Annotated in this window: 10 protein-coding genes; 5 read left to right on the top strand and 5 right to left on the bottom strand. The window is 62.8% G+C overall.

Annotated features, from left to right (window positions below):
- Positions 1 to 175: 175 nt before the first annotated feature.
- The 5 genes from IB246_RS26905 to IB246_RS26885 form a co-directional block, all read right to left on the bottom strand.
- Complete coding sequence (locus IB246_RS26905; RefSeq protein ID WP_008042569.1) at positions 176 to 3,274, bottom strand: error-prone DNA polymerase; 3,099 nt, start codon at positions 3,272 to 3,274, stop codon at positions 176 to 178.
- Entirely contained in the window at positions 3,250 to 4,665 is a 1,416-nt protein-coding gene (locus IB246_RS26900) for a Y-family DNA polymerase (protein WP_008042567.1), read from the bottom strand. Before IB246_RS26900 ends, IB246_RS26905 begins: the two co-directional genes overlap by 25 nt.
- A 7-nt stretch (positions 4,666 to 4,672) precedes the next feature.
- Complete coding sequence (gene imuA / locus IB246_RS26895) at positions 4,673 to 5,290, bottom strand: translesion DNA synthesis-associated protein ImuA (RefSeq protein WP_008034486.1); 618 nt, start codon at positions 5,288 to 5,290, stop codon at positions 4,673 to 4,675.
- The gene (lexA, locus tag IB246_RS26890) at positions 5,290 to 5,907 is read right to left on the bottom strand and encodes a transcriptional repressor LexA (protein WP_008042565.1); all 618 of its coding nucleotides are present in this window, start codon (positions 5,905 to 5,907) and stop codon (positions 5,290 to 5,292) included. Before lexA ends, imuA begins: the two co-directional genes overlap by 1 nt.
- Before the next feature lie 90 nt (positions 5,908 to 5,997).
- On the bottom strand, positions 5,998 to 6,234 hold the full coding sequence (locus IB246_RS26885) for a hypothetical protein (protein ID WP_032832733.1): 237 nt from the start codon (positions 6,232 to 6,234) through the stop codon (positions 5,998 to 6,000).
- Between the two features lie 182 nt (positions 6,235 to 6,416).
- Here IB246_RS26885 and IB246_RS26880 point away from each other — a divergent pair, with 182 nt between their 5' ends.
- The 5 genes from IB246_RS26880 to IB246_RS26860 all read left to right on the top strand — a co-directional run bounded on the left by IB246_RS26880 (position 6,417) and on the right by IB246_RS26860 (position 13,381).
- Positions 6,417 to 8,180 (top strand): L-lactate permease, encoded by a 1,764-nt coding sequence (locus IB246_RS26880; RefSeq protein ID WP_008042563.1) that lies wholly within the window; start codon positions 6,417 to 6,419, stop codon positions 8,178 to 8,180.
- A gap of 994 nt (positions 8,181 to 9,174) precedes the next feature.
- Complete coding sequence (glcD, locus tag IB246_RS26875; RefSeq protein WP_008043914.1) at positions 9,175 to 10,674, top strand: glycolate oxidase subunit GlcD; 1,500 nt, start codon at positions 9,175 to 9,177, stop codon at positions 10,672 to 10,674.
- A complete protein-coding gene (glcE, locus tag IB246_RS26870; protein ID WP_008043912.1) occupies positions 10,674 to 11,738 on the top strand; it encodes a glycolate oxidase subunit GlcE in 1,065 nt (354 codons plus the stop codon). Before glcD ends, glcE begins: the two co-directional genes overlap by 1 nt.
- A 3-nt stretch (positions 11,739 to 11,741) precedes the next feature.
- The gene (glcF, locus tag IB246_RS26865) at positions 11,742 to 12,983 is read left to right on the top strand and encodes a glycolate oxidase subunit GlcF (RefSeq protein WP_008043911.1); all 1,242 of its coding nucleotides are present in this window, start codon (positions 11,742 to 11,744) and stop codon (positions 12,981 to 12,983) included.
- A complete protein-coding gene (locus IB246_RS26860) occupies positions 12,980 to 13,381 on the top strand; it encodes a heme-binding protein (RefSeq protein WP_008043909.1) in 402 nt (133 codons plus the stop codon). The genes glcF and IB246_RS26860 overlap by 4 nt, the downstream gene beginning before the upstream one ends.
- The last annotated feature ends 125 nt before the right edge of the window (positions 13,382 to 13,506 follow it).

Genomic DNA, 13,506 nt, shown 5'->3' with positions numbered 1-13,506 from the left:
GAAGCGGTGTTGGCAGTAATGACGCCATCGCCGGCAAGCCGGCTCCTACAGGTTCGGTGTTGTGCGAAATATTAACGGCATACCCACAATCATGTAGGAGCCAGCTTGCTGGCGAAGCGGTGGTGGCCGTGATGACGCCATCGCCGGCAAGCCGGCTCCTACAGGTGTGATTACTTCAGTGGAAATCCCGGCTGCGTACGTTGATGCCATCCAGTAGCGGACTCAGGTCGCTCAAGCGTCCGGCAATCAAATGCCGCACCTCGCCTTCCTTCTCCCAGCGCCCGTCGACCTTGAGCAACTGCGAGCCGACCAACACCTGCCGTTGCCGGTCGGCCAGGTCGCGCCAGACCACCACGTTGACGTTGCCGAACTCGTCTTCGAGGGTGACGAAAGTCACGCCACTGGCGGTGCCCGGACGCTGCCGACCGGTCACCAGCCCGGCGACGCTGACCGGGCGGCCATGCTCGACGTCCAGCAACTCCCGCGAACTGCGACAGCGCCGGGCTTTCAACTCACCCCGCAACAGGGCCAGTGGATGCGGGCCGAGGGTGGTGCCGAGACTGTTGTAATCCGCCAGCAGGTCTTCGCCCACCGTGGGTTCGGGCAATGCCACCGCGTCCTCTTCCTGGCTCGGCAAACCGGCGAACAGCCCCAATTGCTTCTGCACCCCCGCCACTTCCCAGCGTGCTCGATGACGATCACCGGCCAGCCCACGCAACGCGCCGGCATCGGCCAGTTGCTCCTGCGCACGGGCATCGAGCCGCGCCCGTTCGCCGAGGTCGGCGATGTCGATAAACGCCCCCTTGGACCTCGCGGCTTCGATACGCCGCGCATCGTCTTCGCGAAAACCCTTGATCATCCGCAGCCCCATGCGAATCGCCGGCTGCGCACCGATGACGGGTTCGAGGCTGCAATCCCAGTCGCTGGCACGCACGTCCACCGGGCGGATCTGCAAATGATGCCGGCGCGCATCCTGCAGAATCTGGTCCGGGCTGTAGAAACCCATGGGCCAGCTGTTGATCAGCGCACAGGCGAAGGCCGCCGGTTCGTGGCATTTCAACCAGCAACTGGCATAGGTCAGCAAGGCAAAACTGGCGGCGTGGGACTCGGGAAATCCGTAGCTGCCGAAGCCTTTGATCTGCTCGAAAATCTGCGCGGCGAATTCGGGTGTGTAGCCGTTTTTCTTCATTCCGGCGGCCAGGCGATCCTTGTGTGGTTCCAGTCCGCCATGGCGTTTCCAGGCGGCCATGGAACGGCGTAATTGATCGGCTTCACCGGGGCTGTAGTCGGCAGCAACGATGGCGATCTGCATCACCTGTTCCTGGAACAGCGGTACGCCGAGCGTGCGCTTGAGTACCGCTTCCAGTTCTGGAGACGGGTAAGTCTCGGGCTCCTGTTTGTTCCGCCGTCGCAGGTACGGATGCACCATGCCACCCTGGATCGGCCCCGGCCTGACGATCGCCACTTCGATCACCAGGTCATAAAACTTCCGGGGTTTAAGCCTCGGCAGCATCGACATCTGCGCCCGGGACTCGATCTGGAACACGCCAATGGTGTCCGCATGACCAATCATGTCGTAGGTTTGCGGGTCTTCGGACGGGATCGTCGCCAGGCTTAAATCAAGGTTGCGGTGCCGTCGCAGCAGATCAAAGCAGCGGCGGATGGCGCTGAGCATGCCCAACGCAAGAATATCGACCTTGAGCAAACCGACCGCGTCCAGATCGTCCTTGTCCCACTGGATGATGGTGCGCTCGGCCATGGCGGCGTTTTCCACCGGCACCAGACTGTCCAGCGGCTGTTCGGAAATGACGAAACCGCCCGGGTGCTGGGACAGGTGCCGGGGGAAACCGATCAGTTGCCCGGTCAGGCTCAGCACCCGGCGCAACACCGGGCTCTCGGGATCGAAACCGCCTTCACGCAGGCGCTCCACCGGTGGTGTTTCATCACTCCAGTGGCCGCAGCAATCGGCCAGGGCATTGACCTGGTCCGGCGGCAAACCCAACGCCTTGGCCACATCGCGTACCGCGCCGGCCGCGTGGTAGGTGCTGACCACCGCCGTCAACGCCGCACGGGTCCGGCCATAACGCTGGAACACGTACTGCAAGACTTCTTCGCGTCGCTCGTGCTCGAAATCGACGTCGATGTCCGGCGGCTCGTTGCGCTCTTTGGAGAGAAAGCGCTCGAACAACAGCGTGGTGCGATCCGGATCGATTTCCGTGATTCCCAAGGCATAACACACCGCCGAGTTGGCGGCTGAACCACGGCCCTGACAGAGGATTTTTTGCTCACGAGCAAACCGGACGATGTCGTGAACCGTCAGGAAGTAACTTTCGTAGCCCAGTTCGGCAATCAGCTCCAGTTCCTTGTCGATCTGTTTGAGCACCTTGGCTTGCGGGCCTTTTGGCCAGCGCCATGTGATCCCCTCTTCGGTCAAATGACGCAACCAGGACGAGGCCGTCTGGCCTTCGGGCACCAGTTCGCGGGGATACTGATATCGCAACTGGCCAAGGTCAAAGGTGCAACGCCGGGCGATGGTCAAGGTTTCATCGAGCAATGCTTGCGGGTAGATCGATTGCAACACGTCGAGGCTGCGCAGATGCCGTTCGCCGTTGGGGTGCAGGCGCAACCCGGCCTCGGCCACCGGCAGGTGATGACGGATTGCGGTCATGGTGTCCTGCAAGGCGCGCCGCCCACGCGTGTGCATGTGCACATCGCCGCTGGCCACTGCCGGGATTCGCAGCTCCCTTGCCAACGTCATCAGCGCACTCAATCGCCCGGTATCGTCCTGGCCGCGATGTAACTGGACCGCCAGCCACAGGCGTTCGGCGAAGGTTTGCTTCAGCCAGTGACCGGTTTGAAAATCATCCGGCGCATCCGGCACCCACAACGCCAACAGCCCCGGCAAAGGCGCGCTGAAATCCTCCCGCAACACCTGATACCGGCCTTTCTGCGAACGACGCCGCGCCCGGGTAATCAGCCGGCACAGGTTTTGGTAGCCCTCAAGGCTCTCCACCAGCAGCACCAGTTTCGGACCGTCCTCGATGCGCACTTCGCTGCCGATGATCAGTGACAGCTCCACGGATTTGGCCGCTTGCCAGGCGCGGACAATGCCCGCCAGCGTGCATTCGTCGGTGATCGCCAGCGCCTGATAGCCCAGTTTTTTCGCCCGCTGAAAAAGTTCGAGGGCACTGGAGGCGCCACGCTGGAAACTGAAGTTCGACAGGCAGTGCAGCTCGGCATAATCAATGCTCATGCGAACCAGCCCTGCAACCACAACGGGCCGTCCTCACCGACCGTACGATAGGCCCAGCCCTGTTGGCCGGAACGGGTTTCGACCAAGTAGTAGTCGCGGCGCACGTCGGCGCCGTCCCACCAACCGGACTCGATGCGCTCCGGCCCCATGAGGATGCGCGTCGAACCTTCGTGTACCGCTTGCGGCTCCGTCAGCAACCAGCCCGGACGCTGCACGCCAGGCATCACCGCGCAGCGCTGGCTCTCGGCACTGGCCTGCCACGCGCACTCCGGCCGGTGATCGGCCTGGAACCGCAGGCCCTGCACCGCGTCATCCCCCAACCGTGCGCGCAAGCGTTCGCGCAGTTGTTCCCAGGGCAAGGACTGCTGCGGGCGATCATCGAACAGTTCCTGGTACTGCGGAACGAAGGCCGGCAAGTCTTCGGCACGCAAACGAAAACCGCGCACCGGCGCCTCGACCTGAACCTGTTCCAGCCGCCCTCGGGCCAGTTCGAAGAGCATCGCCGGATCGCGCTCGGCGCTGAGCAGGCCGACCTTGATCACGCTGTCCGGCAAGCCGGCATGTTCCAGGTGCAGGTCAAAACGCTGCACACCGCTGTCGCGACCGCACAGGAACGCCGACAGATCGCCGGTCAGCCGGCGTAACGGAAACAGCAGCGCCTGATGGGATTGCACGTCGAAATTGAGCTCGATGCGCACATCGAAGCGGTCCGGCGGCAGGTAGAACGCCAACGCCAGCCGTCGCTCGCCAGACAGCGCGTCCAGATGCTTGAGCACCTGGGCCTCGAAACGCCGCGCCAGGCTCTGTCGCGGTAACGCCTGCACCTGGCTCAAGGTGCGCAACCCCATACGCGACAATGCCGTGGCCACCGCTGGCTCCAGAGCGATCCGGTCGACAGGCAATTGCCCCAGATGATGCTGCAAGGCTTGAGCGTCCGGCACCACCAGACCGTCATACGCATTGGCCAATACCCGCGCCGCCACCGGGTTGGGCGCGGCAACAATCCGATGACGAAAGCCCAGTTCGCCGAGTTCGGTGCGCAAGCGCGCTTCGAATTGCGGCCAGTCGCCAAACAATCCTAGGCTGGACTCGATTTCAAACACCACCGCACGCGGGTAATGCACGCTGACCTGGGAGCTGAAGCGGTAGGCCCAGGCCGCGAGAAACTGCTGCCAGTGCTCGATCTCGGCGGCGTCGTATTCCGCCGTGACAAAGTCTTTGCTCAAGGCCTGCGCGGCAGTCATCGACATGCCGGGGCGCAAGCCCAGCGCCCGCGCCGAAGCGTTGACCGCCTGCAACACCCGACGCTGCGCCGGACCGGTCAGCAGCGCCAGCGGCTCATCGGGATCGGGGCGCTGACGCAGTACCGCGTCCAGCGCCAATTGCGGGAAGAGAATGCACACCCAGCGCATGGCAACCTCAATGCCCCACAGGGAAGGCAATCGGCGCCGAGCGGGCCAACCCGCCCCGGCACTTGAGCACGCGCAATTGCGCAGGCCTGGCATCGATGGCGATGCGCAGCGCGGCCGGTGACGGGTTGATCGCTTCATGGATCGAGCGGTAGGCGAATGCCAGGGTCGAGCCGGTTTCCGCCGCCACCTGCAAGCGCCGCAAGGCGCGGTCATCCGCCTTGTGCGGCCAGCACAGCACTGCGCCGCAACTGCCCGAACGCAGGCATTGTTCCGCCGCCCACAGCGCATCACGCTCGCTGGCCTGGATGATCGACAACTGGCGCAGATCAACCCCGGCGTTCTGCCAGGCTTGCGGATACGGCACGTACGGTGGCGCCACCAGCACGATGCGCTCACCCGCCGCCGACAACCGCGCCAGCGCCGGCCACACCAGTTGCAACTCGCCGACGCCCTGCCCGGCCAGGAGAATTTCGGTCAGCGCCGCCTCCGGCCAGCCGCCAGTGGGCAACGCCGCATCCAGCGCCGCATGCCCGGTGGGTTGCGGGCTGACCGTCGGTGGCGCAGGCCGGCCCTTCCAGACCTGGCCGCCATTGAACAGCGTGTCCAGCGCAACGACGGCGCCCATCACCCTTGCCTCACCAGACCGCAGAACACCCCTTCGATGGCCAGGTCCTGATCGGCCTCGACGATGATCGGCTTATAGGCCGGGTTGCGCGGCAACAGGCGCACCGCATCGCCGACCCGCTCGAAACGCTTGATGGTGACTTCACCGTCAAGCCGCGCCACGACGATCTGGCCATTGAGCGCTTCGGGGTTGCGATGCACGCCCACCAGGTCGCCATCGAGGATGCCGTCCTCGATCATCGAATCACCCTGTACCCGCAGCATGTAATCCGGCACCCGGGAGAAGATCGACGGGTCGAGCAGCAAGCGGCTGTGCACCTCGGCATCGGCACCGATCGGCGCCCCTGCCGCCACCCGGCCGAGGACCGGAATGTCCAGCAGCTCGGGGCGCGCCGGTTGCCCAAGCAAACGAATGCCTCGGGCCTGATGCGGATTGACTTCGATAAAACCGGCGTCGGTCAGCGCCAGCACATGCTTGCGCGCCACGCTGCGGGAGGCAAAACCAAAGGCCTCGCTGATTTCAGCGAGGCTCGGGGACTGACCGTGCTCCGCGATTCGATCACGGATAAACGTCAGGATGGCAGTACGGCGGGGAGTTAAAGTCGTCATGGAGTACATTTGTACTCTTTTGACTTTTTTATGGCAAGGCCCGCCAGTCAGCTCCCCTTTATCACGGGGCCCGGCATACCGCACATCCGGAGTCAGGCCCTACAGCGTCCGCTGGCCATTGCCGATATCCTTGGCTTTCTCGATCCCCCACTCCATCGCGGCCTCCATGTCGAGAAAATGCAACGCCGGGTGATCATTCTCCTCAATGGCAGAGCCATCGGGTCGGTATACCCCGATGAACATTCCCAACGAACCGTCTCGCAGGATCTCGGCCTTGACCTTGATGCTGCAATCGTTCGACAGCGTTTCCGTATGAACCATGTGGCGCTCAGTCATCATCGCGTTCCTCCGGGTGATTGAATCCAGTAAAGGCGATCTGCCGTCCCTGTTTCAAGTTCGACCCATCCGCCAAAAGGCGTGATTTATGGGGCACAAGACAGCGGCGTAATGCCACCTATACTACAAGCCACCGCCCCCTCGGGGTCTGCAATCCCAACAATAAAAAGCAGAGGTGGAACATGGTCTGGCAGCAAATCTACGATCCGTTCGGCAACCCGGTCATTTCAACCATCATGGCCGCTGTGCCGGTCGTGGTGATGCTCGCAGCCCTGGCCTTTTTCCACATCAAGGCCCATCTGGCAGCCTTGCTCGCCCTCGCCTCGGCGCTGGTCATCGCGATTTTCGCCTTCGGCATGCCGGCGAACATGGCAGGTTCGGCCGCCCTATACGGTGCCGCCAACGGCTTGCTGCCAATTGGCTGGATTGTGCTGAACATCATCTTCCTGCACCGGCTGACCACCGAAAACGGCTCATTCAAAGTGCTGCAGGACTCGCTGGCGCGCATTACCGACGATCGCCGCCTGCAACTGCTGCTGATTGCCTTCTGCTTCGGTGCCTTCTTCGAAGGGGCTGCCGGTTTCGGCACACCCGTGGCGGTGACCGGCGCGATTCTGATTGGCCTGGGCTTCTCGCCACTGGCGGCGTCGGGCCTGGCGTTGATCGCCAACACCGCGCCCGTGGCGTTCGGCGCCCTCGGCACGCCGATCATTACCCTGGCCAAAGTGACCGGCCTGGACGAAATGGAACTGTCGATGATGGTCGGTCGGCAATTGCCGTTTTTCTCGGTGATCGTGCCGTTCTGGTTGATCTGGGCCTTTGCCGGGTGGCGCAAGATGCTGGAAATCTGGCCGGCCATCCTGGTCGCCGGGGTCAGTTTCGCCGTGCCGCAGTTCCTGGTGTCCAACTATCACGGGCCGATGCTGGTGGACGTGATCGCCGCGCTGATTTCCATGGCCTGCCTCACCGGTTTTCTCAAGGTGTGGAAACCCGCGACCGTGCACACCTCCGCCGCGCTGTCCGGGCGCGTCGACAACTCCAAAATAGCCGAAGAACATGACGAGAAACCCATCGCCAGCGCGACCTTCGCCAGCGATGCCAAGCCTGCGGTCATGCGCGCGTGGATGCCGTGGATCATCCTCACGGTGTTCGTGTTCGCCTGGGGCACCCAAGGCTTCAAAAACCTGTTCGATACCCGCCCGGCGATTGATCCCGTGACCCACTCGGCCAAGCTCGATCCCCAAGGCAAACCGCTGCGCGAAGCGAACCCGATCTTTGCGCCGGTCGTCACCTTCGGCACGATCCACCAGCAAATCGAAAAGGTCCCGCCGGTGGTGCCTGCGCCTAAAACCGAGGACGCGGTCTACAAGTTCACCTGGCTGACCAGCACCGGCAGCGGCATCTTGCTGGCGGCGATCTTTGGCGGACTGTTGATGGGTTACTCCATCCCGCAGTTGGTCAAACACTATCTGCGCACGATCTGGGTCGTGCGTTACTCGCTGATTACCATCGTCGCGATGCTCGCGCTCGGCTTCCTCACCCGTTATTCGGGGCTGGACGCGACCATGGGCCTGGCGTTCGCTGCGACGGGCATCTTTTACCCGATGTTTGGCACCTTGCTCGGCTGGCTCGGCGTGGCGCTGACGGGGTCGGACACGGCGTCCAACGTGTTGTTCGGCGGGCTGCAGCGGGTGACGGCTGAGCAATTGGGGCTTAGTCCGGTGTTGATGGCTGCTGCCAACAGTTCCGGTGGGGTCATGGGCAAGATGGTCGATGCGCAGTCGATCGTGGTGGCTTCCACTGCTACGCGTTGGTATGGGCATGAGGGGGAAATTCTGCGTTATGTGTTCTTCCATTCCGTCATTCTGGCGATTCTGGTGGGGGGGTTGGTGACGTTGCAGGCTTATGTGGCGCCGTTTAGTCATATGGTGGTGGGTGGGCATTGAGCGCTGGGGGCATATCCGTTTCTGCGGTGATGGCGGCTGGCGGTTTCGCTCTTACAGAGAGTCACTTGGAAGAGCCCCAAGTAACCAAGGGCTCTTGCCCCTGTCGTTCGGTGGCTCGCTAATGCTCGCCATGCCCTCGCTCCGGTCCTGCTCCGTGGGCCCGCCGCCATCGGCCATCCATGGCCGGGGGCGGCTACCGCGGCATCCTTGCCGCGGTGCCCACTGCGCAGAACCTGCGCTCGGCCTCTCGAGGGGGCGTGTACCGCAAAAGCAAAAACGAGGCGGCCTGCCAGCCGACCTGGCTCTTCTGACGTGTGCACACTCCCGCACTGTGGCTGCCGCACTAATTTTCGATGTTTGCACATTCCCCTGTAGGAGCCGGCTTGCTGGCGATGGCGGAGGGTCAGACACCTGTTTGTTGACTGAACGGACGCCATCGCCAGCAAGCCGGCTCCTACAGTTGATCGTGTATGTTCCGAACACACATGCATTTCCCTTGTAGGAGCCAGCTTGCTGGCGATGGACGTCAACGATAACGCGGGGCTGTCTGAATGAACGCGTTGCCCCGACGTTTTTCGCCGGCAAGCCGGCTCCTACAGGGAATCGCGTTTGCTTTTGATTTTCACCACTCATCAGGCCGAGCGTTAGCTCGCCTTCAGCTTTTGATCTGGCGGTACACGCCCCCTCGAGAGGCCGAGTGGAGGTTCTGCGCAGTGGGCAACCCGGCATGGATGCCGGGTTAGCCGCGCACGGCCAAGGATGGCCGATCGCGGCGGGCCCACGGAGCAGGACCGGAGCGAGGGCATGCCGAGCCACAGCGAGGCACCGAACGAAAGGGGCAAGAGCGCTTTGGTTACTTTCGCGCTTTTCGAAAGTGACTCGCCGTAAGGGCGAAACCAATATCAGCCATCACCAAAATAACGGATACACACACAAAACCTAAGTAAACAGACCGCTGCCCGGCCGCACACGAACGGAGTATCGTAAAACGACCATGAACATTCTCTACGATGAACGCGTTGACGGAGCGCTGCCCGACGTCAACAAGTCAGCACTGTTGCAAGCCCTGCAAACCCGTTTGCCGGCCCTGGAAGTGCTGCATCAGCAAGAAGAACTCAAGCCATACGAATGCGACGGACTCTCGGCCTATCGCACCACGCCCCTGCTGGTGGTCCTGCCACGCCATCTCGACGAAGTACAAGGCGTGCTCCGGCTCTGCCATGAAATGCATGTGCCGGTGGTCGCCCGTGGTGCCGGCACCGGTTTGTCCGGTGGCGCGTTACCGCTGGAAAAAGGCGTGCTGCTGGTCATGGCGCGCTTCAACAACATCCTGCACATCGACCCCGCCGCCCGCACCGCACGGGTCCAGCCCGGCGTACGCAACCTCGCTATTTCCCAGGCAGCAGCCCCCTTCGGCCTGTACTACGCGCCCGACCCTTCCTCACAGATCGCCTGTTCCATCGGCGGCAATGTCGCCGAAAACGCTGGCGGCGTGCATTGCCTGAAGTACGGCCTGACCGTGCACAACCTGCTCAAGGTCGACATCCTGACCGTGGACGGCGAGCACCTGACATTGGGCTCCGATGCCCTCGATTCACCCGGCTTCGACCTGCTGGCACTGTTCACCGGTTCCGAAGGCATGCTCGGGGTGATCACCGAAGTCACCGTCAAACTGCTGCCCAAACCGCAGTCCGCCAAGGTGCTGCTGGCGGCGTTCGACTCCGTCGAGAAAGCTGGGCGAGCAGTAGGTGACATCATCGCCGCCGGCATCATTCCGGGCGGTCTGGAAATGATGGACAACCTGGCGATTCGCGCCGCTGAAGACTTCATCCACGCCGGCTACCCCGTGGACGCCGAAGCCATCCTGCTGTGCGAACTCGATGGCGTCGAAGCCGATGTCCACGATGACTGCGACCGCGTGCGCCAGGTGCTGGAACAGGCTGGCGCCACCGAAGTGCGCCAGGCCAGGGATGAAGCCGAACGCGTGCGTTTCTGGGCCGGACGCAAGAATGCCTTTCCGGCGGTGGGTCGGCTCTCGCCGGATTATTACTGCATGGACGGAACGATCCCGCGCCGCGAGTTGCCCGGCGTGCTGCGCGCCATTGCCGCGTTGTCCGCCGAGTATGGCTTGCGCGTCGCCAACGTTTTCCACGCCGGTGACGGCAACATGCACCCGCTGATTCTGTTCGACGCCAATCAACCGGGTGAGCTCGACCGCGCCGAAGCGCTGGGCGGCAAGATCCTCGAATTGTGCGTGAAAGTCGGCGGCAGCATCACCGGCGAGCACGGCGTGGGCCGCGAGAAGATCAATCAGATGTGCGCGCAGTTCAACGCCGATGAGCTGACGCTGTTTCATGCCGTCAAAGCCGCGTTCGATCCCGGCGGTTTGCTCAACCCCGGCAAGAACATTCCGACGCTGCACCGCTGCGCCGAATTTGGCGCCATGCACGTGCACCTGGGTCAGTTGCCCTTCCCTGATCTGGAGCGATTCTGATGCGCAGCGAACTCGATATCGATGACAGCGGCGTGCTGCTGGAGCAGGTCAATCAAGCGCTGGAAAACGCCACGCCGCTGCGCATTCAGGGCTCCAACAGCAAGGCGTTTCTGGGGCGCATCGTTGCGGGCGAAGTACTCGACACGCGCAGCCACCGAGGCATCGTCAGCTACGACCCGACCGAACTGGTGATCACCGCCCGCTGCGGCACACCCTTGTCCGAACTGGCGCACGTGCTGGATGAAGCGCAGCAGATGCTGCCCTGCGAGCCGCCTTCCTTTGGCGACGATGCCACCGTCGGCGGGATGATCGCCAGTGGCCTGTCGGGACCGCGTCGTCCCTGGTCAGGCTCGGTGCGCGATTTCGTCCTCGGCACACGGGTCATCACCGGGTACGGCAAGCATTTGCGCTTTGGCGGCGAAGTGATGAAAAACGTCGCCGGTTACGACCTGTCGCGCCTGATGGCCGGCAGTTTCGGCTCCCTTGGGGTGATCACAGAAGTCTCGCTCAAGGTCCTGCCCAAACCACGGCAAACCCTGAGCATCAGCCTGGAAATGGATAGCGATCGTGCCTTGCTGCGTCTCGCGGAATGGGGCCAGCAGCCGTTGCCGATCAGTGCCGCGTGCCACGACGGGCAACGCCTGCACTTGCGGCTTGAGGGCGGCGAAGGCTCGGTGGCAGCGGCTCATGACCGTTTGGGCGGTGAGCTTCTGGACGCCTCATATTGGGCGGATCTCAACGAGCACCGACTGAGTTTCTTCGACGAGGGCCAGCCACTGTGGCGCCTGTCCGTGCCGCACAACACGCCGCGGTTGTCCCTGCCCGGCCGGCAACTGCTCGACTGGGGCGGCGCCCAGCGCTGGCTCAAGTCTGACGCCGAAGCGGCGTTCATTCGCCAGGTCGTGGATGAGGTCGGCGGCCATGTAACCTGCTACAGCCATGGCCTGATCGACAGCCCGTTCCAGCCGTTGCCTGCCGCGTTGATGCGCTACCACCGCAGCCTCAAGCAACAACTCGACCCACGGGGCATTTTCAACCCGGCACGCTTGTACGCGGAGCTTTGAACCATGCAGACAACCCTGAGCGAAACCGCCCGGCAGCTGCCCCGCGCCGAAGAAGCCGAAAGCATTTTGCGCACCTGCGTGCACTGCGGTTTCTGCAATGCCACCTGCCCGACCTATCAATTGCTCGGCGATGAACTCGATGGGCCACGGGGCCGCATCTACCTGATCAAACAGGTGCTGGAAGGCAACGAGGTCACGCAGAAAACCCAACAGCATCTGGACCGCTGCCTGTCGTGCCGCAATTGCGAAACCACCTGTCCTTCCGGAGTCGATTATCACAACTTGCTCGACATCGGCCGGGCAGTGGTCGATGCGGCGGTGCCGCGCTCCATCGACCAACGCCTGTTGCGTGAGGGATTGCGCAGCGTCGTCCTTAATCCGGGACTGTTCAAAGCACTGATCAACAGCGGTCAGGTTTTTCGGGCACTGCTGCCCAACACCTTGCAGGCAAAGTTGCCTCGCCATGTTTATCTCCCCCGGCCACGCCCCACCACCCGCCATGCCCGTCAGGTGTTGATGCTCGAAGGCTGCGTACAGCCGAGCCTGTCGCCCAACACCAATGCGGCAGCGGCGCGGGTGCTGGATCGACTGGGTATCAGTGTCACCCCGTCCAGCGAAGCCGGGTGTTGCGGCGCGGTGGATTATCACCTCGACGCTCAGGCAGCCGGCCTCGACCGCGCTCGCCGCAATATCGATGCGTGGTGGCCGAGTATCGAGAACGGTGCAGAAGCCATCGTGCAAACCGCCAGTGGCTGTGGCGCCTTCATCAAGGACTATGGCCATTTACTCGAACGCGATCCGGCCTACGCCGAGAAGGCAAAAAGGGTCAGCGCGCTGGCCAGGGACCTGGTGGAAGTGTTGCGCGACGAACCGCTGGAAACACTCGGCATCCACAGTGACCAGCGCTTGGCCTTCCATTGCCCCTGCACTTTGCAGCACGCGCAAAAACTCGGCGGCGCGGTGGAAGCGCTCCTTGCTCGCCTCGGTTTCAACCTCACACCTGTGCCCGACAGCCATTTGTGCTGCGGGTCGGCGGGCACTTATTCGATCACCCAACCCGAACTGTCCCGGCAACTGCGCGACAACAAACTGAATGCGCTGGAAAGTGGCCATCCTGAAGTTATCGTTACCGCCAATATCGGCTGTCAGTCGCATCTCGACGGCGCGGGCCGGACCCCGGTCCGGCACTGGATCGAACTGCTCGACGCGGCGCTGCCCTCATCGATCACCGGAGACTCCCCATGAAAAGCAAAGTCGTCCTGAGCCAGACCGAAGTCAGCCGGATCCTCGCGGCCGCACGCACCGAAGCACAAAATAACCAATGGGCCGTGACCATCGTGATCGTCGACGACGGCGGCCACCCCCTAGCCCTCGAACGCCTCGACGGCTGCGCGCCCATCAGCGCGTACATCGCCACCGAAAAGGCGCGCACCTCGGCGTTGGGCCGGCGCGAATCCAAAGGTTATGAAGACATGGTCAACGGCGGGCGCTTCGCGTTTTTGTCGGCCCCCTTGCTGACATCCCTGGAAGGCGGTGTGCCGATCATCGTCGACGGTCAGGTGGTGGGTGCGGTTGGCGTGTCCGGCGTAAAAGCCGAGCAGGATGCACAAGTGGCGAGCGCCGGGGCGCAATGCCTGAAGTGAACCGTGCTCGAGGAACGTAATCAGAAGAAACAAAAAAGAGACTTACGTCTCTTTTTTTATGCGCGGCTAGAATTGATAGTTGTCGCCGCTTTTTCGAACTGACAGAGCAACCGCCCACTTCAAAG

The sequence above is a fragment of the Pseudomonas sp. PDM01 genome (assembly GCF_014852325.1).
In the GTDB taxonomy this organism is placed as follows: domain Bacteria; phylum Pseudomonadota; class Gammaproteobacteria; order Pseudomonadales; family Pseudomonadaceae; genus Aquipseudomonas; species Aquipseudomonas migulae.
The sequence above is the reverse complement of the archived record's forward strand: the minus strand, read 5'-3'. Positions and strand labels throughout refer to the sequence as shown.

Excerpts from the sequence above, each read along its gene's own strand:
- IB246_RS26900 (WP_008042567.1), bottom strand. The coding sequence starts at position 4,665 with ATGCGCTGGGTGTGCATTCTCTTCCCGCAATTGGCGCTGGACGCGGTA.
- imuA (WP_008034486.1), bottom strand. The coding sequence starts at position 5,290 with ATGGGCGCCGTCGTTGCGCTGGACACGCTGTTCAATGGCGGCCAGGTC.
- lexA (WP_008042565.1), bottom strand. The coding sequence starts at position 5,907 with ATGTACTCCATGACGACTTTAACTCCCCGCCGTACTGCCATCCTGACG.
- IB246_RS26885 (WP_032832733.1), bottom strand. The coding sequence starts at position 6,234 with ATGACTGAGCGCCACATGGTTCATACGGAAACGCTGTCGAACGATTGC.
- IB246_RS26880 (WP_008042563.1), top strand. The coding sequence starts at position 6,417 with ATGGTCTGGCAGCAAATCTACGATCCGTTCGGCAACCCGGTCATTTCA.
- glcD (WP_008043914.1), top strand. The coding sequence starts at position 9,175 with ATGAACATTCTCTACGATGAACGCGTTGACGGAGCGCTGCCCGACGTC.
- glcE (WP_008043912.1), top strand. The coding sequence starts at position 10,674 with ATGCGCAGCGAACTCGATATCGATGACAGCGGCGTGCTGCTGGAGCAG.
- glcF (WP_008043911.1), top strand. The coding sequence starts at position 11,742 with ATGCAGACAACCCTGAGCGAAACCGCCCGGCAGCTGCCCCGCGCCGAA.
- IB246_RS26860 (WP_008043909.1), top strand. The coding sequence starts at position 12,980 with ATGAAAAGCAAAGTCGTCCTGAGCCAGACCGAAGTCAGCCGGATCCTC.